This is a genomic window from Rhodococcus sp. LB1, from assembly GCF_001583455.1.
GTDB lineage: Bacteria > Actinomycetota > Actinomycetes > Mycobacteriales > Mycobacteriaceae > Rhodococcus_F > Rhodococcus_F opacus.
On record NZ_LTCZ01000065.1, the window covers coordinates 1 to 24,151 of the forward strand.

The following is a 24,151-nucleotide window of genomic DNA, read 5'->3' on the forward strand; positions in this document are numbered from 1 at the left end:
CGGGCGTTCAGGGAGGGGAAGGAGCCGACGACGCCCGACGTGCACTGGGCGATCACCAACTCGGGACCCGAGACGATGAACATCGGGGAGGCGACAGCCGGCAGGCGCAGGCGATCGGACAGCACGGAGGGTAGAGACATCGGTTCTCCTGATGAGGGGGAGTCTTCTGATGCAAGCACTTCCAGGTACCGACAGTTCAGCACGCAGTCCAGGCGGGGACAAAGACACATGGCTGATGGTCCGGTTAATCGGAACCTATGACGCTCGGCGGTAACCATAGGTTTCACCTCATCCGGTGTATCCCAGAACGACATTGCGGCGGAACGTCGCCGGTGATCGACTGGCTGGGCGGCACGGCGTCGACCACTCCGGCGTGCGCCGAGAACCGCGCCGACGTCTGGAGCCGCGTATGAGCATCGAAACCGTCACCTCGACCACAGGCACCGAATCCGCCGAACACGACGTTCTGGTCAGCCGGGACGGCGCGGTCGCGACGATCACCCTGAACCGGCCCGCACGGCGCAACGCCATGACCCTCGACTCGTGGATCGCGTTGCGCGAGGCGCTCGGCGAACTCGCCCTCGACGACGCCACCCGCGTCGTGGTCCTCACCGGCGCAGGCAGCGACTTCTGCACCGGCGCAGACCTCGACAAACGCACACCCATGCACCCGCTGAACCGCATGCGTCAGATCAATGCGACGGCACTGGCAGTCGCCGAGTTCCCCAAGCCGCTGATCGCGAAGGTTCGCGGCTACGCCGTGGGAGCGGGCTGGAACCTGGCGCTGCTGTGCGACCTGCTCATCGCCTCGCGCGACGCGCAGTTCAGCCAGATCTTCGCCAAGCGCGGCCTGTCGGTGGATTTCGGCGGCTCGTGGCTCCTGCCGCGCATGGTGGGACTACACCGCGCAAAACGTCTGGTCATGCTCGCCGAGATGATCGACGCCGAGCAGGCGGATGCGCTGGGACTGGTCAGCGAGCTCGTCGAGCCGGACGAACTGGACGCCACGGTCGCCCGGTTCGCCACCCGTCTCGCGGCGGCGCCGACGGTGGCCGTCATGCAATCGACGCGACTGATCGAGGAGAGCACGACGTCGTCGCTGCGGGACGCACTCGAGAACGAGGCGCGTTCGCAAGCGGTCAATTTTGCCACCGACGCTCCGGCCGCGCTTCGCGCATTCATCGAGAAGCGTCCCCCTGCGTTCAGCGGGGAGTGGCAGGTGCAGCAACCGTGATGGTCGGGCCGTCGATCGCACAGAAGCTGTGGCACAGCCGAGTGACGATCCGCGGCCCGCGTTCGGGATCGAACCACCGATCTATGTGCGCCCAGTGATAGGGATGTGTCATATACGGCCCGAGCAGCCCGTCCAGGTTCGCGTACTCCTGTTCCCAGACGTGGGTCCACCGCGCGGAACCGGCCGATTCGTGCACCCGGCTCAGCTGCGAGGTCCCGATCGTGTGGATATGGTTCGGCATCGCCCGCGTCTCGGATTCGAACCGCTCCACCACCGCCGGATCGACCGAATCGTCCACTGAGACAAACAGCGTCCGGTAGACGGTCGGTTCGAAACGACCTGGGGCGGGAGTGGGCACGCCCGTGTAGCCGACGCTGTCGATGTGCCGGACCTCGGGCGCGCACAGCTGTGCCGTGATGTCTGATTCGACAGCGCGCCAGTGTGATTCGTCGTCGAAGTGGAGGTGCGCGATCACGTCTCCCCCGTTGATTCCGCCGGGCAGGGTCGGTTTCACGAGAACGCGCCGAGCGCTGGGGGCAGCGACCTCGTGCAGCCGGCCGGCCAACGCCGCACCGGTGGAGGCATCCGCGTCGGCGGCGAGGTGAACGAGCTTGGTCACCTTAAACATCGGTCATCGCCTCCACGTCCGCGGGCGAGCAGGAGACGGTGCGTCGGCGGGTGGTGAGGAACTCGTCGGCGTCGGCCCACCACTTGAGCACCTCCGCATCGTGGCGTGCGAGAAGGCTCTGCTGCCACCACGCGCGAGCACCCCGCAGAGTCCAGCTGACGATCAGCGTGTTCGACTGGTCCTCCAGCCATACCGGCGGGGAGACGAGCACGCGATCCAGCATCAGGCCACGCGCAATCGCGCCGGGCACATAGCGCTCCAGGTAGTCGGCGAGAAACGCGCGAGCCCGCCCGGGCTCGACCACCATCTCGTCGACGATGTACACGATCGACTCGGCCGATGCCATCGGCGCTCCCTTCTTCCCCCGACCAGGACGGTAGGGGGAAGAGGGCGTTCCTCACAGAGTTGCTTCCACCCAGCGGGAGGAACGCGGGAGGAAGACGTCAGGTCGTCGCGGCGGCGAGTTGCTCGCGCAGCTTCGTCTTGAGGATCTTCCCGGCCGCCGACGTCGGCAGCTGTTCGACCACCACGACGTCGCGTACCTTCTTGTACGGCAGCACCCGCTCGGCGACGAACGCGGACACCGCATCCGGATCGATCGTCACGTCCGGCATCGGCACCACGAACGCCACCGGCTCCTGCCCGACGCTGCCTGCCTCCCTGCCGACGACGGCAGCCGAGGACACGTCCGGGTGCGAGACCAGGATCTCCTCGAGCTCACGCGGATACACGTTGTAGCCCTTGTAGATCAGCATGTCCTTGGTGCGGTCGCAGATGAACAGGTACCCGTCCTCGTCCAGGTAGGCGATGTCGCCGGTGTCGAGCCAGCCGTCGACGTACTGCTGCGCCGTGATCTCCGGATGGTTCAGGTAGCCGTCCGTGACCTGCGGGCCGCGGACCCACAGCTTGCCGCGGGTGCCGGCCTCCAGTACGGCACCGGAGTCGTCCTGGGCACGAATCTGCACCTCCGTGTCGAACACCGGCAGCCCCACGCTGCCGAGCTTGTACGCGACGGAGCCGGTCAACGGTGCGGAGGCGACCAGGCAAGTGCCCTCGGTCAGCCCGTACCCCTCGACCACGCTCGCCGACGGGAACGCCCGGCCCAGCGCCTCGAGTGTCACGTGATCGATCGGCGCCGCACCCGACGACACGACCCGCACCGAGTCGGTGTCCCGAACGGCGGCGTCGGGGTGGGTGGCGACGGCATGCCACATCGCCGGGCTGCCGGTGATGTACGTGGCGCGGTGCTTCTCGATCAACTCCAGCATGCGCCCCGGCTCGAACCGTCCGGCGAACACCTGCGTCGCCCCGCACAGCAGGAGGAACGACATGTTGATCAGCGCGTGCGCGTGGAAAAGCGGCGACACGACGACGGTCGCTCCGGCGCCGGGCACCACACCGCGGTCCCCGAGACTCTCGACGGGTCGCAGTTCGATCCCGCCGTCGGCCGTTGCGCGCACCTCGTGGCCCGCCCGCCAGGCGATCATCTGGGTCACGTTGGCGAGAACGTTGCGGTGCAGTACCCGCACACCTTTGGACAACCCGGTGGTGCCGCCCGTGTAGGCGAGGTGGGCGACATCGTCCCCGGACACCTTCGGGGTGAACGGTGCGGTGGCGTACCCGCGGACGAACTCCTCGAACCCGAACTGTCCGCGCCCTACGCCCGCGGGGAGTCCGGCCACCACGATGGTGCGGACGGTGGTGCCGCTCGCCGCCTCGGTGAGGGTGTCCAGTTGTGCGGGCTGGGTGACGGCGGCGACCGCCGCCGTGTCGATGATCTGCGAGCGCAGGCCGGGGCCGGGTTGCAGCGGGTTGACCAGGGTGACGGTCGCGCCGGCCCGCAGTGCGCCGTAGTAGGCCACGACGAATTCGATGCAGTTGCCGAGGTGCAGGAGCACCACGTCACGCTCGGTCACCCCCGCGTCCAGCAGCGCGGCGGCGAACGCGCCCGACCGCTGGTCGAGTTCGCGGTAGGTGCACACCGTGTCGCCGTCGACCACCGCGGCCTTGTCTCCGTACAGGTCCGCCATGCCGGACGGGAACGCCGCCAACGTCAGGTCGGGGTAATGCAGTACCGGTGCAGCAGAATTCACGTTCGGTCCCTTACTCGTCAGCGAGGTGCCATGCGGATGGCACCGTCCAGGCGGATGGTCTCGCCGTTGAGGTAGCCGTTCTCGAGGATCTGGCAGGCGAGCTGCCCGAACTCGCTGGGCTTGCCCAGACGCGACGGGCCCGGCACCGACTTCTCCAGCGACGCGCGCACATCGTCGCGCAGCCGGGCGAGGAGCGGGGTGTCCATGATTCCCGGGGCGATGGTGCACACCCGGATGTTGCGGCTGGCGAGGTCGCGGGCCGCGGTGACCGTCATGCCCACGATGCCGGCCTTCGATGCGGTGTAGTTGATCTGGCCGATTTGGCCTTCGAATGCGGCGACGGACGCTGTCAGCACGACCGCGCCGCGTTCGCCGTCGATCTCCTCCTGCCGCGCGATCCGTTCCGCCCCGAGGCGCAGGGCGTTGAACGAGCCGACGAGGTTGAGCCGGATCACGAACTCGAAGTCCTCGATGGAGCCTGCCTTGCCGTCGGAGTCGAGGATGCGCATCCGGCGTCCGGCCCCGGCGCAGTGCACGATGCCGCGCAGGCCGCCGCGGTCGTCGGCGACGTCGAGGGCGGCCGCGAACTGCTCGGAATCGGTGACGTCGGCCGGAGCGAACTGGGCGGCGCTGCCCAATTCCTTCGCCGCCGCCTCACCGTCGGAGTTCGGGAGGTCGATGAGCGTGACCTGAGCGCCTGCGTCGACGAGGCGGCGTGCCGTCGCGAGTCCGAGACCGGATGCGCCGCCGGTGACCGCGGTCGAGATTCCCTTGATTTCCATCGTGCGGGTGTTCCCTTCGAAAAGTGTTGTCGGATCAGAGAAGTTCGAGAATGGTGGCGTTGGCGAGACCGCCCGCCTCGCACATGGTCTGCAGTCCGTACCGAATGCCGTTGTCCCGCATGTGGTGGACGAGTCGGGTCATGAGGATGGCGCCGGACCCGCCGAGCGGGTGTCCGACCGCGATGGCGCCACCGAGCGGGTTCAGCCGGTCCGTCGCGGCGCCGGTCTCCGCCTGCCACGCCAGCGGGACGGGAGCGAAGGCCTCGTTCACCTCGAATGCGCCGATGTCGTCGACCTTCAGTCCGGACCGGGACAGTGCCTTCTCCGTCGCGGCGATGGGTCCGGTCAGCATGATCACCGGGTCGTCGCCGGCGACGGCGCAGGTGTGAATGCGGGCCATCGGGGTCAGACCGAGTTGCGCGGCCTTCTCGCTCGTCGTAACGAGCAGCGCACCGGCGCCGTCGGAGATCTGCGAGGAGTTGCCGGCGTGGATCACGCCGTCCTCCTTGAACACGGTCTTCAGCTTGCCGAGAGACTCGAGTGTGCCGCCGCGGCGGATCCCCTCGTCCCCGGCGAGGACGTCGGAGAGCGGTGCGAGTTGCCCGTCGAATGCGCCCCGGTCCGCGGCGTGCGCGGCGAGTTCGTGGGATCGCAGCGCGTATTCGTCGAGCACCTGACGGGAGAGCCCCCACTTCGCGGCCATCATCTCGGCGCCGGTGCCCTGGCTGAACCCGTCGACGCCGTACCGGTCGAGGACGGCCGCCGGGAAGTGCTCGCCGTTCTTGCTCGCGCTGCCCATGGGAACCCGGCTCATCGACTCCACACCACCGGCGACGACGACATCCTCGTGGCCGGCGATGACGGCGGCGGCGGCGAAGCTCACGGCCTGCTGGCTCGATCCGCACGCCCGGGTGAGAGTGGTGCCCGGAACCGTCTCCGGCCAGCCGGCGGCGAGCACGGCTGTGCGGGCGACGTTGCCTGCCTGCTCCCCCACCTGGCTGACACAGCCCCAGACGACGTCGCCGATCTCCTCCGGGGAGAGACCGGTGCGCGCCACGAGGGCCTCGAGGACGTGCGCCGACAGATTTGCGGGGTGGATTCCGGACAGGGAACCGCCACGCCGCCCGATGGGCGTGCGGACGGCGTCGACGATCACTGCATCACGCATGGTGTGTTCCTTCGATCTGAGGGGGTCACTCGAATCAATCACGGGCGATGTCGTCAGCACAACGACTTTCGGCCGATCAGAGGGTTAGTTCGTGCCTATGTCCGCAGCGTCGCCCCGGACGAGTTTCTTGTCGCGCTCGGGGTTCGCGAAGACCAGGGCGCCGACGGCGCAGACGGCGGCGACGAGTCCGAGCGACTGGAACGCGGTGGCGTAGCCCTCGGCGGGCGAGGCGGCCGCGTCGACGATCAGACCCGTCGCGTAGGGGGCGACGAGGCCGCCGATCGCCATGACGGCGAGGAAGACGCCCAGGGTGCCCGCGGTCTGACGGGGCGGGCAGATCTCCGAGATCGCCGCGTTGAGCAGCGGGAACACCGACGCGGCGAAGCCGTAGCCGACGGAGACGACGAGGACGGCGACAGCGGGTGCGGTGATGGACGGGAGTGCCAGCAGGATCGCTCCGCAGATCAGCACCCCGACTGCGGGGACGATGACGCGGACGACGCGGGACGTCGACCCGCGTGCGAGCAGACGGTCGCCGATCACGGACGAGAGCAGCATCAGGATCAGCCCGGCGATGCTCGGGAACGCGAACATGGAGCCGGCCTGGAGGCGGCTGTATCCGAGGCCCACCTCGAAGTACGAGGGCAGCCACGTCAGAACCACGGCGACCAGCGCGTACACGCTCATGACGAGAAGCGCGCCGCTGATGAACGTCCGGGTCCGGAAAATGCGACCCCACGGCACCGCCGGTTCGCCCGCGTCACCGGAGGCCGCGGAATCGGCGCCCTTGCCGCTGCGAATGTACGGGCCCTCGCTCCAGACGGTCAGCCACACGACGCACCACAGGACCCCGATGACCGCCAGCGCGACCAGCGCGTAGCGCCACCCGAACGTTACGGTCACGAATGCGAGAGCAGGCGCGACGGCGATCTTGGCGATGGACGCGGCACCGGCGAGCAGGGCGCTCGGCAGTCCGCGCTTGGCGGGTGCGTGCCACGAGTACGCCGCCGTGTGGAGCAGAGCCGAACTCGGACCTTCGGCGAGCCCGAGCAGCAGGCGGCTGACCAGCAGCACCGCGAAAGACGCGACGACCACGAGCGGGAGTATCGCGACGGACCAGGCGATCGCGAGCAGCAGCAGCGCCCACCGCAGCGACATCCAGCGGTTCAGCGCGCCGGCGAAGAACCCACCGACGGTGAAGGTCAGGAAGAAGAGGCTTCCCACCAGCCCGATCTGCGAGGCGCTCAGTCCCAGCTCGTGGGCGAGGGGTTGGGCGATGATGCCGAGGACGGCCTTGTCTGCGTAGTTGACGACGTAGAGCAGCACGAGGAGCCCGGTCAGGCCCCAAGCGCGGCTGCGGGACTCGGAACCGATGGCGACGGTCCGGTCGAGGATGGCAGTGGAGCGGGTCACGTGGTGATCCCTTCGGAAGGCGTGGTGGCGTGGGTCACAGTGTCACGGTTCATTGAACGTACCGGGGTGCCCGCGATCAATACACACTCGGCGAAGGCACCGGCTACGTCTGCCTATGTGTCGGCGGATTCGAGGAGCCTCTGTGCATTGGAGTGCGCTATCCGACCGATAGCCGAACGCCCCTAGCCGGGCCCCGGCGAATCGGGCATTCTCATCCCATGAGCCGCCTCGCCCAGACGCTCGATCCGACGAACAGCCCGAGGTTCGGAAGATGATCATCGGCAAGGGCGTACCAGGCAGTTACGCACTGTAATTCGAAGGAGAAAACCCGTGCAGCGTACGGTGTTCAACGAAGATCACGACGCGTTCCGGAAGACGATCCGCGACTTCATCGCCAAGGAAGTCGCACCCGTCCACCACGAGTGGGAGGGCGAAGGGCATCCCCCGCGCGACTTCTACCGTCGCCTCGGCGAGCTCGGGGTACTCGGCATCCAGGTGCCGGAGGAGTTCGGCGGCGGCGGTGAGAAGAGTTTCAAATTCGCCGCGGTGGTCGGTGAGGAGACGGCGGCCGCCGGAGTCACGTTCGGCAGCTATTCCGTCCACACCAACCTGATCCTGCCGTACCTGCTCGAGTACGCGAACGACGAGCAGAAGCAGCGATGGCTCCCCGGATTCGCGTCCGGCGACATCATGTTCGCCATCGCGATGACCGAGCCGGGCACCGGTTCGGACCTCGCGAACATCGCGACGTCGGCCAAGCTGTCCGAGGACGGGTCGCACTACGTCCTGAACGGCGCGAAGACGTTCATCACCGGCGGCGCGCTCGCCGACCGGATCCTCGTGGTGTGCCGCACCGCGCCCAGCACACCCGAAGACCGCCGGGCGGGTCTGACCATCCTGGTCGTCGACACCACGTCCGAGGGTTTCGCGGTGGGTCGCAAGATCGAGAAGATCGGGCTGAAGGCCTCGGACACCGCCGAACTGTCGTTCACCGACGTGAAGGTGCCCGTGGCGGACCGCCTCGGCGACGAGGGGGCCGGTTTCAGCTACCTCACCCACAACCTCGCCCAGGAACGCCTCTCCATCGCGCTCGGCGGGTCGGCCACCGCGGCCGCCGCGCTGCAGCACGCGATCGCGTACGTCAAGGAGCGCAAGGTGTTCGGCAAGCCCGTCGCGGCGTTCCAGAACACCAAGTTCGTGCTCGCCGAGTGCGCCACCGAGGTCGAGGCGATCCAGCTGATGGCCGACCGCGCGCTCGAACTGCACGACGCCGGCGAACTCACGGTCGCGGATGCCGCGAAGGCGAAGCTGTTCTGCACCGAGGCCGCGGGCCGGGTCATCGACAAGTGCCTGCAACTGCACGGCGGGTACGGCTACATCCTCGAGTACCCCATCGCGCGCCTGTACGCGGACACCCGCGTCTCCCGCATCTACGGCGGCACGAGCGAGGTCATGAAGACGATCATCGCGAAGGATCTGGGCCTCTGACCCCACATACCAACAGTATGGGCGTACTGTTTCGGGCGAGGAGGACTACATGTGGGATCCGAACAAATACCTCGCCTTCGCGGACCATCGCGGGCGCCCGTTCTACGAGTTGCTGTCGCGAGTCGACGCGCGGTCCCCGCGCCGCGTCGTCGACCTCGGCTGCGGTCCGGGAAACCTGACCGTCAGCCTCGCCGAACGATGGCCGGACGCCGCCCTCGAGGCCTCCGACAGCTCACCCGAGATGGTCGAGGCCGCGCGTGAACGCGGCCTCGACGCCAGCAGGCAGGACGTGCGCGACTGGACGCCGGAGCCCGACACCGACGTCGTCGTCTCCAACGCCGCCCTGCAGTGGGTGCCGGAACACCGGGAGCTGTTGCGTCGCTGGCCGACCCAACTGCCGTCGGGGGCGTGGATCGCGGTGCAGGTTCCCGGCAACTTCGACGCGCCGTCGCACACGATCGTCCGGGCCCTCGCCTCGAGCGACCGGTGGTCCCGGTTACTGCCGGACGTGCCGTTCCGCGAGAGCAAGGTCGTCGACGATCCGACCGACTACGCCGGTCTACTCGCCGACGCCGGGTGTGCCGTCGACGCGTGGGAGACCACGTACGTGCAACAGCTGACCGGGGAAAACCCGGTTCTGGAGTGGATCACCGGCACCGCGCTCCGCCCGGTCGAGGACGCCCTCGCGGCGCCGGAGTGGGACCGCTTCCGCGACGAGCTCGTCCCACTCCTCGACGAGGCGTACCCCCGGCGACCGGACGGCAGCACGTTCTTCCCGTTCCGGCGCATCTTCGTCGTCGCCCAGGTGCAGTGATCGACCAGGTGCAGTGATCGACCGGCTCAGCCGTGATGTCTCCGGTACGCCGCGGCCGCGCCGGGATGCAGCGGAACCCCCGCGGTGACGATCAGCGACTGCCGGTCCAGGAACTGACTGCCGGTCGCCTGATCCGGCACCAGTTCCGCCGCGTGGTCGATGAGCACCTCGACGATGGCGCCGGCGCCACTGTCGGTCACGGCCGGGTCGGCGAGCAGCAGGTTCGCGAGACCTATCGTCGCGACCGACGTCTGCTGTCCGTACGTGCCGGGCGGAATCAGCACCGGCTCGTAGCGCGGGCCGAACCGCTCCCGCAGCAACTCCAGTTCGGCGGACAGATCGAGGAGGCGCAGCGGGATCCCGAGATTCGCGAACGACGGCGTGGGCACTCCACCGGCCCACAGAACCGCGTCGACGGTGCCGTCACGCAGCGCCTGCCCCGCGTCGGTCATCGACAGGTGCAGACGCGTCACGTCTCCCGCACCCGCCAGACCCAGCACCTCGAGGATCCGTTCGCCCGTCAGTTCCGCGCCGGAGCCTGTGGCACCCAGGCTGATTCGGGCTCCTCTCAGCTGTGAGGTGTCCGCGATCCCGGAATCGGCGCGCACCGCGAGCTGCATGTAGTTCTCGTACACCTTGCCGATGGCGGTGAATCCGGCGCCGGCCTCCATGGCCGCCACGGCGGCGTCGGCGAGGCTCAGAGCCAGTTCCGCGTCTCCTGATGCCAGCGCCGCCAGATTGTCCATCGACCCCGCGGTGCGAACGGGGACGATGCTCACCGGCAGTGCGGCACGCTCCGCGGCCTGGGCCGTCAATTGGGCGAACTCCCAGAAGAATCCGCCCTCCTCACCGGCGGCGAGCCGCAGCGGATCGCGACCGCTGTCCGAGCACGCGGCGAGCACCGAACCCGTGGCCGCGGTGGCTCCCACGGCGACGACGCCGCGCAGAAGTGCGCGTCGCGTGATCACGGCGCCACCCCCGGAAGGGTCAGCGTCACCCGAAGCCCGTGTGGCTGCTCCGCAGCGATCGTCAGCGCCCCACCGCCGCCCTCGACGAGCGCGGTCGCGATGGACAGCCCGAGCCCGGTGCCCTGCTGCGCCGCCCCGGATCCGCGGAAGAAGCGTGACGACAGTTTGCCGATCTCGTCCTCGCCGACCCCGACGCCGTCGTCGCTCACCCGGATCTCGATTCCCGAGGCGGACCGTCCCGTGTCGATCCGGACCGTCGAACCTCGACCGGCGTACGCGTGTGCGTTGCTGAGCAGGACGTCCAGGACCTGCGACAGGTGACTGGACCGGAAATCGGCGACCAGCGGTTCGGCCGGTTCCCGGAGCACGAGGTCCATCGCCGATTCCCCGAGGGCCTCCGTCCAGGCGTCGGCACGGTCCGCGAGGACGGCACCGACGTCGCACCCTCCGTGCGCCGACTCGTCCTCGATGGCGTCGGAGTCGGCTGATTCGGCAGGTGATTCGGCGACGGCGAGCGCCAGCAGTCCGTCGAGGATCCCGCCGAGCCGATCGACCTCCATCCCGGTCCGGCGGTAGGTCTCGGCTCCGGCCTCGGAGACGTGCGGGCCGAGGGAATCCAGCCGGATGTGCAGGGCCGCGAGGGGGTTTCGGAGCTGATGGGCGGTGTCGGCGATCAGCTGCCGCTGCGCCTGACCGGACGCCTGGACGGCGCCCGACATGGTGTCGAACGCCTTCGCGAGTTCCTGAACCTCGGGCGGGCCGCTGTACCGGCCGGTCGGCCGCCCGGTGCTGCGGCGCACCCGCGGACGCGGCGACGGGACCGCGTCGGTGAGGGCGCCGACCCTGGCGGTGAGCGCCCCGAGCGGACGAACGGTCCACCGGGACAGCGCGATCGCCACCGCGGTGACCGCCGCCAGCGCGACGAGCGCCCCCGCGACGATCACCAGCCACGACGTCCGGATGGATTCACGTGCGGCGCGGGTGGACACGTCCAGGACGACGGCACCGTCCACCTGTGCTCCGGTGCCGACGGGCACGGCCGACAGGACACGGTCCGCCGACCACGGGGTCAGCGAACCGCTGATCCCCTGCTTCTGGTTGCGCAGTCCCGCCGTGACCGCCGCGGCGACGTCGGAGTCGTCCGGCGACAGTCCGGCTCCCGCGCGGAGGTTGCCTCTCGCATCGACGATGAGGACGCCCTCGCCGTACAACTCGTGGTAGCGGGCCACCTCCTCCCGCAGCAGCGTGGCACTCCCGGGCGCCTGGGTCTGTCCGGCGAGGCTGGCGAAATGCGTCGCGTCCGCCTCCCGGCTCAGCCGCAGGGCCTGGGTTCTCCCGGCGCTGGTGGCCAGCGCCAGCGGGACGGCGAAGGCCACCACCGCGACGGCCGCGAACACCAGCAGAACGGCGAGTACACGGCGGCGCACGTCAGGTGCCCCAGCGGTAGCCGTACCCGCGGATGGTCGAGATGAGCCCGGGCCGGCCCAGTTTCGCGCGCAGCCCGGTCATGTGCACGTCGAGGGTGCGCGAGATCGCCACGTACGCGTCGCCCCACACCGCATCCATCAGTTGCTGGCGGCTCACGGCGGCACCGGGACGGGTGACGAGCACCTCGAGAAGCTCGAACTCCTTGGCCGTCAACGCCACCGGAGCGCCGCCGACCTCCACCTCACGGGCCGCCAGATCGACCACCACGTCACCCTCGGTGACCGTCTGCTCGGCCGAGGCCCCGGTTGCGCGGCGACGCTGGGTCACGACGTCGAGCCGCGCCAGCAATTCCGCGAGGCGCGCCGGCTTGACGAGGTAGTCGTCCGCCCCGCCCCGCAGTCCCCGCACCACCGATCGTTCGTCGTCGCGGGCGGTCAGGATCACCACCGGAACGTCGCTGACGGCCCGCAGCTGCCGGAGCACCTGCAGGCCGTCCGCGTCGGGGAGACCGAGATCGAGTATCACCGCGTCCATACCGCGATGGCCGAGAAGGAGATCGGAGCCCCGCCGCATGCGCAGCGCCTCGTGGCCGTGGGTGGCCAGTGCTTCCACGAGTGCGTCGCCGACTCCGTCGTCGTCCTCGACCACCGCGATCTGCACTTCTCTTCCCTTCGATCAGCTCCGCGAGTCGACCAGCTCGACGTCGTCGTCCGGGGTGTCCTCCCGGCTGGTCGCCCGGTCGAGCGGCGAACCGTCCGAAGTCTCACGCATGAAGAAGTAGACGACGAGCGAGATCGCGATACACCCGGTCACGTAGTAGAAGAATAGCGATTCGTGGCCGGCCCGCTTCAGGGCGAGGGCGACGGTCTCGACCGTTCCGCCGAAGATCGCCAGCGTGAGGGCGTACGGCAGCCCGACCCCGAGCGCGCGAACCTTGGTCGGAAACAGCTCGGTCTTCACGATCGCGTTCACCGACGTGTATCCGGTGACGACGATCAGTCCCAGCATCATCAGGCCGAACGCGACCAGGGGGTTCGTCGTCTTCCCGAGCACGGTCATCAGCGGCACGGTCAGGACGGTTCCGCCGATCCCGAAGAAGATGAGCAGCTTCCGGCGACCGATGCGGTCGGACAATGCGCCGCCGATCGGCTGCAACACGATGAACACCAGCAGGGCCGCGAAGTTGATCCACGCCACCGTGTCCTTGGAGATGCCGGACGTGTTGATCATGTACTTCTGCATGTACGTGGTGTACGTGTAGAACGCCACGCAACCACCGAGCGTCAGGGCGCACACCAGCAGGCACTCGCGGGGGTACTGCAGCAGCATCCGGAGCGAACCTTCCTTCGGCCCACCGTCCGAGGTGTCCGCGTCACGCTTCGCCTCCACCTCGTCGGTGAACGCCTCCGACTCGTCCATCGTGCGACGGAGCCACATCACCGCGACGGCACCGGCGGCGCCGATCAGGAACGGGATCCGCCAGCCCCACGACTGCATGGCTTCCGCGGGCAGCGTCAGCTGCAGGATGATCTGCACACCCAGTGCGATCAGCTGCCCGGCGACGAGCGTGACGTACTGGAAGCTCGAGTAGAACCCGCGCCGGCCCGGCGACGCGACCTCGGCCAGGTACGTGGCGCTGGTGGCGTACTCGCCGCCGACCGACAGTCCCTGCAGCATCCGGGCGATCACCAGCATCACCGGTGCCACGAGCCCGATGCTCGCGTAGGACGGCGTGACGGCGATGACGAGCGAACCCGCCGCCATCACGGTCACCGACAGGGTGAGCGCCGATCGGCGTCCGTGCCGGTCGGCGTACCGTCCCATGATCCAGCCGCCGATCGGCCGCATCAGGAACCCGACCGCGAAAACGGCTGCCGTGGAAAGCAGCTGCGCGGTGGTGTCGCCCTCCGGGAAGAACTCCTTCGCGAAGTACACACTGAACGCCGCGTAGACGTACCAGTCGTACCATTCGATCAGGTTGCCGACCGAACCTTTCAAAACATTGCCGATGACTCGGCGCTCACCCGTCGATGTGGTGCTCACGGGACTCCTCTCGATGCCCTGGATCTCTGCGTTCACACCACAGTGGGTCACGTCACATCGATACGGAAGGGCCGCGGAGCCTTCCTAACACTCCCTTAGGGAAGTGCCCCCGTGAGTACTTGTTAACCGCGGGACGTTAACAAGTACTCACGGCTGGGGTGTCCTCGCCGAGCCGCGGCGGCGCGCTGCGATAGCTCGCCGGGGTGGCGCTGAGCCGGATCGGGTTCGCCACCTGACGCACGGGCCGGTCCCTGCGGGGATCGTCGATCTCGACCACCGGATTCAGCCCGAGCCGCTCGGCGAGCGCCACGGCGTCGGCGATGTCGTTGAGCGGACCGCACGGGACACCCTGCGCGGTCAGCTTCTCGAACCACTCGTCGGCCGAGCCCGCGGACAGCGCCGCGGTGATGTCCCGGACCAGTTGCTCGCGGTGCGCCACCCGTTGCGTGTTGGTCGCGTACCGTTCGTCGCCGGCGAGTTCGGGCACACCGAGAACCTCGACGAGAGAGGCGAACTGACGGTTGTTGCCCACCGCCAGCACCAGCGGACGGTCGCCGGTCCGGAAGACCTCGTACGGCGCGATGCTGGGGTGCCGGTTGCCCATCGCCTGCGGGACGACACCGGCGCCCACATACCCCGACGTCTGGTTGGCGAGGGCGGACAGCAGCGACGACAGCAGGTTCACCTCGACCCGCTGCCCCTCCCCGGTGCGGTCACGGTGACGCAGCGCCGCCAGGATCCCGACCGCGGCGTGCAGTCCGGTGATGATGTCGACGACGGCCACCCCGACCTTCGTCGGAACGCCGGGTTCGGGACCGGTGATGCTCATCAACCCGCCGACGGCCTGGATCAGCAGGTCGTACCCGGGCAGGTTGTTCTCGCCGCCGAACCCGGTCACCGAGCAGTAGACGACGTCGGGATTGATCTCCCGCACGGCGTCGTAGCCGAGCCCGAGCCGGTCCATCGTGCCGGGAAGGAAGTTCTCCACCACCACGTCGGCCCGGGCGGCCAGTTCCTGCGCCTGCTGCAGGTCGGCGGGGTCGCGCAGATCCCAGGCGAAAGACCGCTTGTTGCGGTTGACGGACTGGAAGTAGGTGGATTCGTCGCCCACCCACGGCGGCCCCCACTGCCGGGTGTCGTCCCCGACGCCGGCGCGCTCGATCTTGACGACGTCGGCGCCGAGATCGGCGAGCAGCATCGTGGCGTACGGCCCGGCGAGCACCCGCCCGAAGTCGGCGATCAGCAGGCCGTCCAGGGATGCGCCCCCAGCCGGCTCGAGCGACCCGCTCACCGGAACGCTGCCTCGCCCGTCAGCGCCTTGCCGATCACGAGCTGGTGCACCTCGGACGTTCCCTCGTAGGTGAGCACGGACTCGAGGTTGTTGGCGTGACGGATCACGGGGTATTCCAGCGTGATTCCGTTGGCGCCGAGGATGGTCCGGCACTCGCGGGCGATGGCGATGGCCTCGCGGACGTTGTTCAGCTTGCCCGTGCTGACCTGCTCGGGACGCGCCACGCCGCGATCCTTCAGACGTCCGAGGTGGTACGCGAGCAGGTGGCCCTTGCCGACCTCGAGGGCCATGTCGGCGATCTTGACCTGCGTGATCTGGTAAGCGGCGAGCGACTTGTCGAAGACCTGACGGTCCTGCGCGTAGGAGATGGCCGATTCGAGGCAGTCGCGGGCGGCGCCCATCGCACCGAAGATGATGCCGAACCGGGCCTCGTTGAGGCAGCCCAGCGGACCGGACAGTCCCTTGGCCTCCGGCAGCATCGCGGATTCGGGCAGCCGGACGTCCTCGAGCACGAGTTCCGAGGTGACGGACGCCCGCAGCGACATCTTGTGCTTGATCTCGGGCGCCGAGAAGCCGGGGGTGTCGGTGGGCACGACGAATCCGCGGATGCCGTCGTCGGTGCGTGCCCACACGACCGCGACGTCGGCGACGGATCCGTTGGTGATCCACATCTTGGTGCCGTTGAGGATCCAGTCGTCACCGTCCCGCTTGGCGCCCGTGCGCATGCCGGCGGGGTTGGAGCCGAAGTCGGGCTCGGTCAGTCCGAAGCAGCCGATCGCCTTGCCCGCGGCCATCCGGGGCAGCCATTCCTGCTTCTGGTCTTCGCTGCCGTAGTGGTGGATCGCGTACATGGCCAGCGAGCCCTGGACGGACACGAGGCTGCGGATTCCGGAGTCGACGGCCTCGAGTTCCAGGCAGGCCAGGCCGTAGGCGGTGGCGCTCATGCCGGCGCAGCCGTATCCCTCGAGGTGCATGCCGAGCACGCCGAGTTCGCCGAGCCCTTCCGCCAGTTCACGCACGGGCAGTGCCGCCGCTTCGAACCAGTCGCCGATGTGGGGCCGGATCTTCTCGTCCGCGAATCGGCGCACGGTGTCGCGGATCGCGATCTCCTCGGTGTCGAGAAGCGAGTCGAGGGCGAACAGCTGGGTCAGGGACTGCGGGTCGGACATTGTTCCTCCACGGGGCCGGTGGGGCTGATGTGCAAACGTTCGCGAGAACGATTGCACGAACGATTTCGTCACGTAGACTAAGGCGCGTTCCGGCGGCCGTCAACCACGACGCCCACCGGCCCCCGTCCCCGAGCGCGAGGATTGCCCGTGAACCTGCCGGACCGCCCGACACGCACCTCCGGGCGTCCGCCTACCCTCCGCGAGATCGCCGAACGCGCCGGCGTCCACGTGTCGACGGCGTCCCGGGTGCTCCGGCAGCCCGAGCCGGCCGACGGCTGGTCCGAGGCCGCGCTGCGGGTGCGCGAGGTGGCGGTGGAACTCGGCTACCAGCCCAACCTGTGGGCCGCGAGCCTGCGGACCCGGAAGACGACCACCCTCGGCGTCGTCATGCCGCGACTCACCGACGGCGTGGTCGCGACCATGTTCCAGGGCATCGAGGAGACGGCAACGCAGGCCGGCTACTCCGTGCTGCTGTCGAGCCCACCCGACGACCTCGACGCCCAGCGCCGCGCCATCGAGTTCCTCGTCAGCAGGCAGGTGGACGGTCTGCTGCTCAGCAGCCTGCACAGTCCCGGCCGCGAATTCGTCGACTCGCTGTCGGTGGGGGCGCTGCCGATGCTGCAGCTCAACCGGCACGCCGACGTCGGTCTGCCGTTCGTGTCCGGCGACGACCACCGCGGCGGCTACCTCGCCGGACGCCATCTCCTCGACCGCGGCTTCACCGAGGTCGCCGTCATCGCAGGCCCCGACCATGCCAGCACCTCCCGCGACCGCCTCGCCGGGTTTCGCGACGCGCTGGCCGAGAACGGCATCGAACTCCGCCCGGATCGCGTCGTCCGCTCCGACTTCGACGTGTCCGGCGGTGTCGCCGCGGCCACCGTTCTCCTGGAGTCGGATTCGCGTCCCGAGGCGATCTTCACCGTCAGCGACACCATCGCGATCGGCGTCCTCGGCGTCGCCCGGGACCTCGGGCTGCGGATCCCCGAAGACCTCGCGCTCGTCGGGTACAACGACATTCCGGTGGTCGCCCAGCTGCCGGTGCCGCTGACGACCGTCCGGTCACCCGCGCGCCTGATCGGCGCGACAGGTGTGCGTCATCTCCTGTCGATCATCGCGGGCAACGACGTGGAATCGGTGAAACTCCCGGTCGAGCTGATCGAGCGGGCGTCGACCAGGAAGTAGTCAGAGCGTCGCCCGCAGTTCGCGTTTGAGAAGCTTCCCACTCTGGTTGCGGGGCAGCTCGTCCACGAACACCACCTGCTTGGGCACCTTGAACGGCGCGATGCGCTCCTTGACGTGGGCGATCAACCCGTCCGGCGTCACGCCGGCCGCGTTCTCCCGCAGCACCACCACCGCGGTGATCGCCTCGATCCACTTGTCGTCCGGCGTCCCGATGACGGCCACCTCGGCCACGTCCGGATGCGTGTAGACGGCGTCCTCGACCTCTCGCGACGCCACCAGGATGCCGCCGGTGTTGATGACGTCCTTGATGCGGTCGACGACGGTGATGTACCCCTCCGGGTCCCGCGTCACCAGATCGCCCGAGTGGAACCAGCCGTCGCGGAACGCCTCCGCGGTGGCGTCGGGGTTGTCCCAGTACCCCAGGCACAGCTGGGGTGAACGGTAGAGCACCTCACCGGGCGTGCCGTCCGGAACGTCGTTGCCGTCCGGATCCACCACCCGCGTTTCGACGAAGAACACGGCCTTGCCACACGACGACGGCCGCTCCTCGTGTTCCTCGGGCTGCAGCACCGTGGCGAGCGGACCGATCTCGGACTGTCCGAAGCAGTTGTAGAAGCCGAGGTCGGGGTAGCGTTCACGCAGCCTGTTCAGCACCGTCACCGGCATGATCGACGCGCCGTACTGCGCCTTCTTCAGCGACGACAGGTCGCGGGTCTCGAGATCCGGATGTCCGGCGAGCGGCACCCACACCGTCGGCGCGAGGAACAGCGAGCCGATGCGATCCGCCTCGATTCGGCGCAGGATCTCCGGAATGTCCGGGGTCTGCATCAGATTCACCGAGGCGCCCACCGACAGGTACGGCATCATGAACACGTGCATGCCCGCCGAGTGGTACAGGGGCATGCAGATCAGCGGATTGTCGCCGTCGCTCAGCGCGAGGGCGATCACGGAAGACACGTACTCGTGCACGAGCCCGCCGTGAGTCATCATGGCGCCCTTCGGCTTCGACGTCGTCCCGGACGTGTACAGCAACTGCGCCAGGTCGGTGGCCGCGACCGGCTCCGCAATCACCGGGACGTCGCCGGAGCCGCTGTGGGCGAGCAGCGAATCTTCGGCGTCGCGCAGGGGAACCACGTGGCGCAGTTCGAGGGCGCCGCGGACCGAGTCGAGCGTGCCCCTCAGCGCCGGATCGACCAGCACGGCGGCGCTCCCGGACTGCGACACCAGGTAGGTCAGCTCGTCGCCCTGGAGCGCATAGTTCACGGGGACGTGCACGAGACCCGCACGCGCGCAGGCCAGGAACCCGATCGTGTACGCGTCCGAGTTGGTGCCGTACGCGGCGACGCGCTCACCGGCCGACAGTCCGAGCGACCGTAGGTAGGCGGCCGCCCGGCTGACCGCGTCGTCGAGTTCACGGTACGTCCACGTGCGGTCCTCGAAGGTCAGCGCCCTGCGGTCGGGGAACTTGGCGGCCGAGCGCCGCAGCACTCCGTCGACGGTGTCGGTGCGCGCATCCAGACTCATGCACGAAGGTTATAGGACGTCCAAGTACCTTGCCGGAGGTTTCGTGCTACCGCCCTGCAGGCACCAGCATCGGCGAATGCATGTCGTAGTACGACACGTCCCCCATCAACCGCCCCTCTTCCTCGAACAACGACCTCAGGTCGTCCGGGATCTCGACCTTCTCGTGCTCGCGGGCCTCCGATTCCGACGTGAAGTACACCGCCTCGACATACCCGCCGTCGCCGTACGTGCACAACGTTCCACCGAGGATCTCCGGGCGCAGCTGATGAACCTGGGGTTCGGCCTGTTCCAGCAGCTCCCGCATCCGACTCGCGTCGGTGGTGTGCCCCTCCATGACCTGAACGAATGTCGCGTCGTCCGAGCCGCCACCCATCCACTCCATCACGTCCGGGCAGTCCATGAACGACACGGCACCCTCGAAGCACCGCTCGGTTTCCGCCCACCACGCGCCCTGCTCCGGACGCTCGCTGTTACGCCGGGCAGCTTCGGCCGATTCGAACCGCGCGAGTGCGATGAACGTTCCGTCGTCGCACAATCCCTGGGTGCAGCCCAGGAAGCCCGTCGCTCCCGGTCGCACGTCCTCCGTCCAGCGGTCCATGCACCGGCGTAGGCCGGCCTCGTCGGACACCTTTCCTTGAATAACCTGGATGAACATCGATAGTCACCTCCCGCGGGACGGCCGCCCCGCAGTGAGAACGATCTCGGTGGCCGACCCGTCGCGGTCCACCGTCAGCGGGCACCGACGGCCCGCGGCCGCAGCCACTGCACACTTGATCCTTCGCCGGTTCGCTGGACCGCGCAATGCAGACAGCGCGCGCTATTTTCCCTGCCACTGCGGTGTGCGCTTCTCGACGAACGCTTGCATGCCCTCCTGGGCGTCGCATGTGATCGCGTTGGTGGCCATCGTCTCCGCCATCGCCGCGTAGGCCTCGCCCTGAGGGAGCTCGATCTGCCGGTAGAACGCCTGCTTGCCGATCTTCACCGTGAGCGGGCTGGCCTTCGTGATCTTCGCGGCGAGAGCCCGGGTCTGCGCGTCGAGTTCCTCGGGTGCCACGACCAGGTTCACCAGCCCCCAGTCGGCGGCGGTCTCCGCCCCGATCGTCTCCCCCGTGAGCAGCATCTGCAGGGCGCGCTTACGTCCGATCGCGCGACTGAGGGCCACCATCGGGGTGGAGCAGAAAAGGCCGATCTTCACCCCCGGCGTCCCGAACACGGCGTTCGACGACGCGACGACCAGGTCGCACGACGCGGCGAGCTGACAGCCCGCCGCGACGGCCGCGCCCTGGACGGACGCGATGACCGGTTGGGGAATGTCCTGCACGGTCTGCATCATCTCGACGCAGGTGTCGAAGATGGCCTGCTCGTCCTCGAGTGTGCGGCCGATCATCTCCTTCAGGTCGTGGCCTGCGGAGAACACCGGTCCTGCAGCCCTGATGACGACGACGCGGGTGGTGTCGTCGTCGCCCAGCTTCCGAAGCGCTGCGGTGACGTCCCGCATGGCCTCGGACGACAGCGGATTGCGCTGCTCGGGGCGGTTCAGGGTGAGGAACGCGACGCCGGTGTCCGGCTCGGCAGTGGTCTCGACGAAGTTCTCGGTCATGACTACTGCCTACCACCCGTGAGTACTTGTCAACCGCCCGCGGTTAACAAGTACTCACGGGTGGAGCAATGCGGGCCCGCACCTCGCCGAAGCCGATGCGGGTGCCGTTCGCGCCCGGTGCGGTGGCGGAGATGGCGATCTCGTCCCCGTCCTCGAGGAACGTGCGCTTCTCGTCCCCCACGACGACAGGTTCCTGTCCACCCCAGGTCAGTTCGATGAACGCGCCGCGCTGATCCTTCTCGGGTCCGGAGATGGTGCCCGACGCGAACAGGTCGCCCGTGCTGGCGGCGGCTCCGTTGACCGTGGTGTGCGCGAGCATCTGCGCCGGCGACCAGTACATCTGCGCGTACGGCGGACGCGACACGACGTGTCCGTTCCATTCGACGGCCAGGTCGATGTCCAGGCCCCACTTCTCCTCGCCGCGCAGGTACGGCAGCGGCTGCGGATCCTGCGTCGGGGTGTCGATGCGGGCCGCCTCGAGCGCGTCGAGGGGCACCACCCACGGGGAAATCGACGTCGCGAAGCTCTTCCCGAGGAACGGACCGAGCGGCACGTACTCCCAGGCCTGGATGTCGCGGGCGGACCAGTCGTTCACGACGACCGCACCGAACACATACTCCGCGAACTGATCGGGGGTGATCGTCTCCCCCAGTTTCGTCGGGACGCCGACGAGGAAGCCCATCTCGGCCTCGATGTCGAGGCGGCGGGACGGACCGAAGTCGGGGGCGTCCTGAGCCGGGGTCTTGCGCTGCCCGCAGGGCCGGATGACGTCGGTGCCCGACACGATGACGGTGCTCGACCGCCCGTGGTACCCGACCGGCAGGTGCTTCCAGTTGGGCATCAGCGGCTCGGAGTCGGGGCGGAACAGTCGTCCGAGGTTGGTGGCGTGATTCTCGGAGGCGTAGAAGTCGACGTAGTCGGCGACGGCCACCGGCAGGTGCATCGTCACGTCCTCGACGGCGAACACCGCGGTGTCGGCGACGTCGCCCTGCACGAGTTCGGTGATCTGACTGCGGACCTCGGTCCAGCGGGCCCGGCCCTGCGCCATGAAAGCGTTGAGGGTGGGCTGCGCGAAGACGTCGTCACCCAGGGTGGCGGCGAGATCCACGACGGAATCTCCCACCCGCACTCCGACCCGTGGGGCCGAGTCGGCGATCGAGAACACGCCGTACGGCAGGTTCTCGATCCCGAAGAGGGAATCGGCGGGGATGTCGAGGACGGTCATGCGTGGGCTCCTTGATCTGCGGAGGCGAGGGCGGAAGACGGCACGAGGTGCAGTGCGACGAGATCCTCGAGGGGTTCGAGGATGCTGCACGTGCCGAAGGATCGGAAGGCGGTGCGAACGGCGCCGACGACGTCGGCCGGGAGGTCGCGCAGCTCGCGGGCGAGCAGTGCGCCGTCACGTTCGGCGAGGGTGGCGGCTACCCGGTCGACGTCGGCGCCGCCGAGTGCGTGTCGGGTGGCGAGCAGCACGTTGAGGAAACCGTGCTGTTCGAATCCCGTGTGCGGATCGGTGTTGCGGACGGCGTGGTGCAGCCCGGCCGTGGCCTTGAACGGAACGCCCGACGCGATGACGGTGGCGAGGGCGGACGCGAGTTCGTCCTCGTCCGGGTAGGCCTCTGCGACCACGCCTCCCGTGCGGAACTTGGCCGCGAACGGGCTACCGGTCAGCGCGGCGAGGAAATCGGCGCGACGCTCGCCGCGCGGAACCTCCACGAACACGTCGAGTCCGGCGGCCAGCGTCTCGACGGCGTCCATCGCGGCGAAGAACTCCGCGGCCGTCTGCTCGGCCGGCACCGCGATCTCGAGTGCCACCGCGGTGGCGCCGTCGATCTGCGCGAGGCGGTCCAGTGCGGGTTCGAGCGTGGCCGGGCCGCCGGGCAGCGTCAGGCTCAGATCGAGCGCACCGGGTGTCAGTTCGTCGAGCCGGGCGACCGGAAAGACGAAGGGACCGACCAGGTCCGCGTACGGCGCCGACAAATGCCTGGCGTGCGCGGGCACGGCGTCGGGCAGGGGTGCGTTACCGGGCGGGAAGAGGGCGGCGTCGTCGCAGAGGCCGGCGAAGAGGGCGGAGATCACTACTTGGGTCCCCGTCCTGCCCACGTCCACGCGTAGCCCGAGTCCTCGCAGGCCACGGCACCCTCGCCGAGTTCGAGCGGGCGGAACGTGTCGACCATGACGGCGAGTTCGTCGAAGAACTCGGCCCCGATGCTGCGTTCGTACGCGCCCGGCTGCGGACCGTGCGCATGCCCGCCGGGGTGAATCGAGATCGAACCCTGGCCGATGCCGGAGCCCTTGCGCGCCTCGTAGTCTCCGCCGACGTAGAACATGATCTCGTCGGAGTCGACGTTCGAGTGGTAGTACGGCACCGGAATCGACAGCGGGTGGTAGTCGACTTTGCGGGGCACGAAGTTGCAGATGACGAAGCTGTTGCCCTCGAACGCCTGATGCGCCGGCGGCGGCTGGTGCACTCGCCCGGTGATGGGCTCGTAGTCGGAGATGTTGAACGTGTAGGGGTAGAGGCACCCGTCCCAGCCCACGACGTCGAAGGGATGCTGCGGGTAGACCATTCGCGTGCCGACGATCCCGTGCGACGTCCGGTGCTTGACGAGCACCTCGACGTCGGTGCCCTCGACCTGCAGCGTGTCGGACGGCCCGTGCAGGTCCCGCTCACAGTAGGGCGCGTTCTCGAGCAACTGGCCGAACCGGGAGAGGTAGCGCTTCGGCGGGACGATGTGGCTGTTCGCCTCCATCGCGTAGGCGCGCAACGGTTCCGGGCCCTGCGGGATCCAGCGGTGGGTGGTCGACATCGGTATGAGGACGTAGTCGCCCTGCTTCGCCTCGAGCGTGCCGAACACGGTTTCGACGGTGGCGGCACCGGATTCGATGTAGACCATCTCGTCACCGATCGCGTTGCGGTACAGCGGCGACTCCTTGGCGGCGACCACGTAGGAGATGCGGACGTCCGCGTTGCCGAGGATCAACCGGCGTCCGGTGACCACGTCGGTGTCGGCCCAGACCGTGTCCGGGAACAGGTCGTGCAACTTCAGGTGGCGCGGCTTGAGCGGATGATTGGGAGTCGTGCTCTGGTCGGGCAGCTCCCACACGGTGGCATCGACGATCGCCGACGGGATGTGGCGGTGGTAGAGCAGTGAGGAGTCGGAGGAGAAACCCTCCTCTCCCATCAATTCCTCGAAGTAGAGCTGACCGTTGTCGTCACGGTGCTGGGTGTGCCGCTTGGGCGGGATGGTGCCCACGTGCCGATAGAACGCCATGACCGGCCTCCCTAGAAGTGCGTGTCCGTAGTAGTAAACACATTAACTAAA

At 68.6% G+C, this 24,151-nt stretch carries 22 protein-coding genes and 1 pseudogene; 4 read left to right on the plus strand and 19 right to left on the minus strand.

The window, feature by feature from the left end; translation table 11 throughout:
- Positions 1-140, minus strand: a pseudogene (locus AZG88_RS51615) (NAD(P)H-dependent flavin oxidoreductase); the annotation flags it as partial.
- 269 nt (positions 141-409) lie between these two features.
- On the opposite strand from AZG88_RS51615, the gene AZG88_RS12110 reads away from it, so the two are divergent.
- The gene (locus AZG88_RS12110) at positions 410-1,234 is read left to right on the plus strand and encodes an enoyl-CoA hydratase/isomerase family protein (protein WP_005251543.1); all 825 of its coding nucleotides are present in this window, start codon (positions 410-412) and stop codon (positions 1,232-1,234) included.
- Here AZG88_RS12110 and AZG88_RS12115 read toward each other — a convergent pair.
- The 6 genes from AZG88_RS12115 to AZG88_RS12140 form a co-directional block, all read right to left on the minus strand.
- On the minus strand, positions 1,203-1,862 hold the full coding sequence (locus AZG88_RS12115) for a Dabb family protein (protein ID WP_061697810.1): 660 nt from the start codon (positions 1,860-1,862) through the stop codon (positions 1,203-1,205). The genes AZG88_RS12110 and AZG88_RS12115 overlap by 32 nt on opposite strands.
- On the minus strand, positions 1,855-2,208 hold the full coding sequence (locus AZG88_RS12120) for a hypothetical protein (protein ID WP_061697811.1): 354 nt from the start codon (positions 2,206-2,208) through the stop codon (positions 1,855-1,857). The genes AZG88_RS12115 and AZG88_RS12120 overlap by 8 nt, the downstream gene beginning before the upstream one ends.
- A 97-nt stretch (positions 2,209-2,305) precedes the next feature.
- Positions 2,306-3,955, minus strand: coding sequence for a class I adenylate-forming enzyme family protein (locus tag AZG88_RS12125; protein ID WP_061697812.1), 1,650 nt, complete (start codon positions 3,953-3,955; stop codon positions 2,306-2,308).
- 17 nt (positions 3,956-3,972) lie between these two features.
- Positions 3,973-4,737: an SDR family NAD(P)-dependent oxidoreductase gene (locus AZG88_RS12130; RefSeq protein WP_061697813.1), complete on the minus strand. Its 765-nt coding sequence runs from the start codon at positions 4,735-4,737 to the stop codon at positions 3,973-3,975.
- Positions 4,738-4,771: 34 nt separating this feature from the next.
- Entirely contained in the window at positions 4,772-5,905 is a 1,134-nt protein-coding gene (locus AZG88_RS12135) for a thiolase family protein (protein WP_061697814.1), read from the minus strand.
- Positions 5,906-5,989: 84 nt separating this feature from the next.
- A complete protein-coding gene (locus AZG88_RS12140) occupies positions 5,990-7,318 on the minus strand; it encodes an MFS transporter (protein WP_005251536.1) in 1,329 nt (442 codons plus the stop codon).
- Between the two features lie 330 nt (positions 7,319-7,648).
- On the opposite strand from AZG88_RS12140, the gene AZG88_RS12145 reads away from it, so the two are divergent.
- Positions 7,649-8,806: an acyl-CoA dehydrogenase family protein gene (locus AZG88_RS12145; RefSeq protein ID WP_005261386.1), complete on the plus strand. Its 1,158-nt coding sequence runs from the start codon at positions 7,649-7,651 to the stop codon at positions 8,804-8,806.
- 49 nt (positions 8,807-8,855) lie between these two features.
- Positions 8,856-9,620: a trans-aconitate 2-methyltransferase gene (locus AZG88_RS12150; protein ID WP_005251530.1), complete on the plus strand. Its 765-nt coding sequence runs from the start codon at positions 8,856-8,858 to the stop codon at positions 9,618-9,620.
- A 26-nt stretch (positions 9,621-9,646) separates the two neighbouring features.
- Here the strand turns inward: AZG88_RS12150 and AZG88_RS12155 are convergent, their stop codons facing one another.
- The 6 genes from AZG88_RS12155 to AZG88_RS12180 all read right to left on the minus strand — a co-directional run bounded on the left by AZG88_RS12155 (position 9,647) and on the right by AZG88_RS12180 (position 16,519).
- Positions 9,647-10,588: a TAXI family TRAP transporter solute-binding subunit gene (locus tag AZG88_RS12155; RefSeq protein ID WP_061697815.1), complete on the minus strand. Its 942-nt coding sequence runs from the start codon at positions 10,586-10,588 to the stop codon at positions 9,647-9,649.
- Complete coding sequence (locus AZG88_RS12160; protein WP_061042180.1) at positions 10,585-12,015, minus strand: sensor histidine kinase; 1,431 nt, start codon at positions 12,013-12,015, stop codon at positions 10,585-10,587. Before AZG88_RS12160 ends, AZG88_RS12155 begins: the two co-directional genes overlap by 4 nt.
- Position 12,016: 1 nt before the next feature.
- Positions 12,017-12,676 (minus strand): response regulator transcription factor, encoded by a 660-nt coding sequence (locus AZG88_RS12165; protein WP_061697816.1) that lies wholly within the window; start codon positions 12,674-12,676, stop codon positions 12,017-12,019.
- A gap of 15 nt (positions 12,677-12,691) precedes the next feature.
- Complete coding sequence (locus tag AZG88_RS12170; protein WP_005251525.1) at positions 12,692-14,059, minus strand: MFS transporter; 1,368 nt, start codon at positions 14,057-14,059, stop codon at positions 12,692-12,694.
- Positions 14,060-14,195: 136 nt separating this feature from the next.
- Positions 14,196-15,350, minus strand: coding sequence for a CaiB/BaiF CoA transferase family protein (locus tag AZG88_RS12175; protein ID WP_005251524.1), 1,155 nt, complete (start codon positions 15,348-15,350; stop codon positions 14,196-14,198).
- Complete coding sequence (locus AZG88_RS12180) at positions 15,347-16,519, minus strand: acyl-CoA dehydrogenase family protein (RefSeq protein ID WP_005251522.1); 1,173 nt, start codon at positions 16,517-16,519, stop codon at positions 15,347-15,349. Before AZG88_RS12180 ends, AZG88_RS12175 begins: the two co-directional genes overlap by 4 nt.
- A gap of 147 nt (positions 16,520-16,666) precedes the next feature.
- Between AZG88_RS12180 and AZG88_RS12185 the strand changes: the two genes are divergently transcribed.
- The gene (locus tag AZG88_RS12185; RefSeq protein ID WP_005251520.1) at positions 16,667-17,701 is read left to right on the plus strand and encodes a LacI family DNA-binding transcriptional regulator; all 1,035 of its coding nucleotides are present in this window, start codon (positions 16,667-16,669) and stop codon (positions 17,699-17,701) included.
- Here AZG88_RS12185 and AZG88_RS12190 read toward each other — a convergent pair whose 3' ends face one another.
- The 6 genes from AZG88_RS12190 to AZG88_RS12215 all read right to left on the minus strand — a co-directional run bounded on the left by AZG88_RS12190 (position 17,702) and on the right by AZG88_RS12215 (position 24,100).
- Positions 17,702-19,225, minus strand: coding sequence for an acyl-CoA synthetase (locus tag AZG88_RS12190; RefSeq protein ID WP_061697817.1), 1,524 nt, complete (start codon positions 19,223-19,225; stop codon positions 17,702-17,704).
- Between the two features lie 46 nt (positions 19,226-19,271).
- On the minus strand, positions 19,272-19,880 hold the full coding sequence (locus AZG88_RS12195; protein WP_061697818.1) for a hypothetical protein: 609 nt from the start codon (positions 19,878-19,880) through the stop codon (positions 19,272-19,274).
- Positions 19,881-20,042: 162 nt separating this feature from the next.
- Positions 20,043-20,825, minus strand: a complete 783-nt coding sequence (locus AZG88_RS12200) for an enoyl-CoA hydratase (protein WP_061697819.1) — start codon at positions 20,823-20,825, stop codon at positions 20,043-20,045.
- Between the two features lie 43 nt (positions 20,826-20,868).
- Positions 20,869-22,050 (minus strand): fumarylacetoacetase, encoded by a 1,182-nt coding sequence (gene fahA, locus AZG88_RS12205; protein ID WP_061697820.1) that lies wholly within the window; start codon positions 22,048-22,050, stop codon positions 20,869-20,871.
- On the minus strand, positions 22,047-22,904 hold the full coding sequence (locus AZG88_RS12210) for a hypothetical protein (protein ID WP_061697821.1): 858 nt from the start codon (positions 22,902-22,904) through the stop codon (positions 22,047-22,049). Before AZG88_RS12210 ends, fahA begins: the two co-directional genes overlap by 4 nt.
- Positions 22,904-24,100: a homogentisate 1,2-dioxygenase gene (locus AZG88_RS12215; protein WP_061697822.1), complete on the minus strand. Its 1,197-nt coding sequence runs from the start codon at positions 24,098-24,100 to the stop codon at positions 22,904-22,906. Before AZG88_RS12215 ends, AZG88_RS12210 begins: the two co-directional genes overlap by 1 nt.
- Positions 24,101-24,151: the final 51 nt, after the last annotated feature.

Bases quoted from the DNA above. Each gene is read 5' to 3' on its own strand.
- AZG88_RS12150 (WP_005251530.1), top strand. From the start codon at position 8,856: ATGTGGGATCCGAACAAATACCTCGCCTTCGCGGACCATCGCGGGCGC.
- fahA (WP_061697820.1), bottom strand. From the start codon at position 22,050: ATGACCGTCCTCGACATCCCCGCCGATTCCCTCTTCGGGATCGAGAAC.
- AZG88_RS12120 (WP_061697811.1), bottom strand. From the start codon at position 2,208: ATGGCATCGGCCGAGTCGATCGTGTACATCGTCGACGAGATGGTGGTC.
- AZG88_RS12115 (WP_061697810.1), bottom strand. From the start codon at position 1,862: ATGTTTAAGGTGACCAAGCTCGTTCACCTCGCCGCCGACGCGGATGCC.
- AZG88_RS12135 (WP_061697814.1), bottom strand. From the start codon at position 5,905: ATGCGTGATGCAGTGATCGTCGACGCCGTCCGCACGCCCATCGGGCGG.
- AZG88_RS12200 (WP_061697819.1), bottom strand. From the start codon at position 20,825: ATGACCGAGAACTTCGTCGAGACCACTGCCGAGCCGGACACCGGCGTC.
- AZG88_RS12195 (WP_061697818.1), bottom strand. From the start codon at position 19,880: ATGTTCATCCAGGTTATTCAAGGAAAGGTGTCCGACGAGGCCGGCCTA.
- AZG88_RS12190 (WP_061697817.1), bottom strand. From the start codon at position 19,225: ATGAGTCTGGATGCGCGCACCGACACCGTCGACGGAGTGCTGCGGCGC.
- AZG88_RS12110 (WP_005251543.1), top strand. From the start codon at position 410: ATGAGCATCGAAACCGTCACCTCGACCACAGGCACCGAATCCGCCGAA.
- AZG88_RS12215 (WP_061697822.1), bottom strand. From the start codon at position 24,100: ATGGCGTTCTATCGGCACGTGGGCACCATCCCGCCCAAGCGGCACACC.
- AZG88_RS12130 (WP_061697813.1), bottom strand. From the start codon at position 4,737: ATGGAAATCAAGGGAATCTCGACCGCGGTCACCGGCGGCGCATCCGGT.
- AZG88_RS12180 (WP_005251522.1), bottom strand. From the start codon at position 16,519: ATGTCCGACCCGCAGTCCCTGACCCAGCTGTTCGCCCTCGACTCGCTT.